The sequence below is a fragment of the Komagataeibacter europaeus LMG 18890 genome (assembly GCF_000285295.1).
GTDB classification, from domain to species: Bacteria; Pseudomonadota; Alphaproteobacteria; order Acetobacterales; family Acetobacteraceae; genus Komagataeibacter; species Komagataeibacter europaeus.
This window is the reverse complement of record NZ_CADP01000231.1, coordinates 1-2,187: the sequence shown is the minus strand read 5'-3', so window position 1 is coordinate 2,187 and position 2,187 is coordinate 1. Positions and strand designations below refer to the sequence as shown.

Below are 2,187 nucleotides of genomic sequence, written 5' to 3'. Positions count from 1 at the left end.
GATCTTTCTCCTCGTTCATGCCGCCGACATCCAGGACCGTGATGGGGCGGTTGATGTTCTGGCGGCAATACGCAGGCGCTTTCCCTGGCTGCGCCACATCTTTGCTGATGGCGGCTATGCTGGCAACAAATTGCGATCCGCGCTCGCCTCCATGGGAAAATGGACGGTCGAAATCATCAGGCGGTCCGATACGGCGAAGGGCTTTCAGATCTTGCCTCGCCGCTGGGTGGTTGAACGGACATTCGCCTGGCTGGGACGGTGCAGGCGGCTCGCCAAAGATTGGGAAAAGTCCATTGCTTCCTCAACCGCGTGGACATTGATCGCCTCGATCCGCATGCTCACACGACGGACAGCAAGGCATTGTCAAGCTTGGAAAACTTTCGGATCGGGCTCTCAGGCCCCGCACCGCCGTCATCTGGTCGGGGTGCATGAATTTTGTCGGCGTGCTGCTGGGCGGGATCAGCGTGGCCTACGGGCTGGTTGAACTGCTGCCGGCGGATGTTCTTTCGCCCCCCAATGGTGACCCGGCCGTGCCGATGCTTATTTCGCTGTTTGGCACGGCGCTGGCGTGGAACCTGTTTACGTGGTGGTTCGGCATCCCGAATTCCAGTTCCCATTGCGTCATCGGCGCGCTGATCGGGATCGCCATCGGGGATGCACTGCTGCATACGCGTGACCTGGGCAACAGCGTTGACTGGTCACAGATATGGAAAATCCTGCGGGCACTGGCCATTTCCCCCCTGCTGGGACTGGTTGGCGCGGGTGGGCTGTATTTCATCATCAAGCATCTTGTCCATGATCCCGAACTCTACCAGCCGCCACAGGGCGACAAACCGACACGCGGCTGGGTCCGGGGCCTGCTGATCCTGACCTGCACCGGCGTCAGCTTTTCCCATGGCAGCAATGACGGGCAGAAAAGCATCGGCCTGATCATGCTGACCATCATCGGCATCCTGCCCGCCACCTTCGCCCTGGCCCCCGACAGTACGCCGCGTATCCCCCATGTCGCGGAATACGCCACCAGTGCCGCGCCACTGATCGAACAGTATGACCATGACGGCCTGCGTGACGAGGCGATTGCCGCGGTGGGTCGCCTGTCCCGGACCGATGCGGCGCATGTTGTCCCCTCCGTCCTGCGCGCGGACATGTATGAAGTCGTCGCGGGACTGAAGGCCGTATCAGCCAACCCTTCCGCCTCGACCCATGAACGCGCACAGGCCAAGGTGCTGGGCAACCAGATGCGTCCGGTGGTGGAATACGCGCCGTGGTGGGTGCGTCTGCTCAGCGCGCTGTGCCTGGGTATCGGCACCATGATCGGTTACAAGCGGATCGTGCATACGCTGGGTGAAAAAATCGGCAATACACACCTGACGCCAGCACAGGGCGCGTCCGCCGAACTGGTAGGGGCCGGCCTGATCGCAACCGCGGGCTATACCGGCCTGCCGGTCAGCACGACACATATCATCACCGCCGGTATCGCGGGCACCATGCTGGGGTCCGGTTCGGGCATCAACCGTGGCATGCTGGTCAAGATCGCACTGGCATGGGTCTGCACCCTGCCGGTGACCATCACACTTGCAGCCGGGCTGTTCTATATTCTCAATGCATGATCCTGCCTGACACAGGTAAAAAAGAACCGGGGCCGCATGATGTGCAGCCCCGGTTTTTTATATCAGCAACAGGATAAGGAACTTGCATCCCTTAGAGCCCGATCCGAAAGTTTTTGAACAATACCAGCCTGTTGTGATTCATCCGTCTTTACGAAGAGATGGAGTGAATGGTGACATGGACTGGTATTGCCCGACGTGAACATAGCCGGGAAGGAATGCGATATCCATCGGATACGACGGACGAAGAGTGGGCTCTGATCATGCCATTTATACCCCCGGCGAAACGGGGTGGTCGCCCCCGCACGACGGATATGCGCGAGGTGGTCAACGCGATGCTCTACATAGCCTCGGCCGGGTGTGCGTGGCGTTTGCTGCCGAAATGCTTTCCGCCGGTCTCGACCGTCAGGCGCTATTTTTACGCCTGGCGTGATGCCGGATTGTTCGAAGTCATGAATACGGTCCTGGTCATGAGCCTGCGCGAGATTGAGGGGCGTGAAGCCTCTCCAAGCGCGGGCGTGATTGATAGCCAGTCGGTAAAAACCACGGAAAGCGGCGGGCTTTCGGGCTATGACGCGGG

The 2,187-nt window shown here is 60.1% G+C and carries 1 protein-coding gene and 2 pseudogenes; all 3 read left to right on the top strand.

What is annotated here, in order from left to right:
* Positions 1–364, top strand: a pseudogene (locus GEU01_RS25305) (transposase); the annotation flags it as partial.
* A 25-nt stretch (positions 365–389) separates the two neighbouring features.
* Positions 390–1,610 (top strand): annotated as a pseudogene (locus GEU01_RS23710) (inorganic phosphate transporter); the annotation flags it as partial.
* Positions 1,611–1,777: 167 nt separating this feature from the next.
* Positions 1,778–2,187: IS5 family transposase (locus GEU01_RS23705; protein WP_042710803.1), on the top strand; the 410-nt coding region annotated here is incomplete at its 3' end.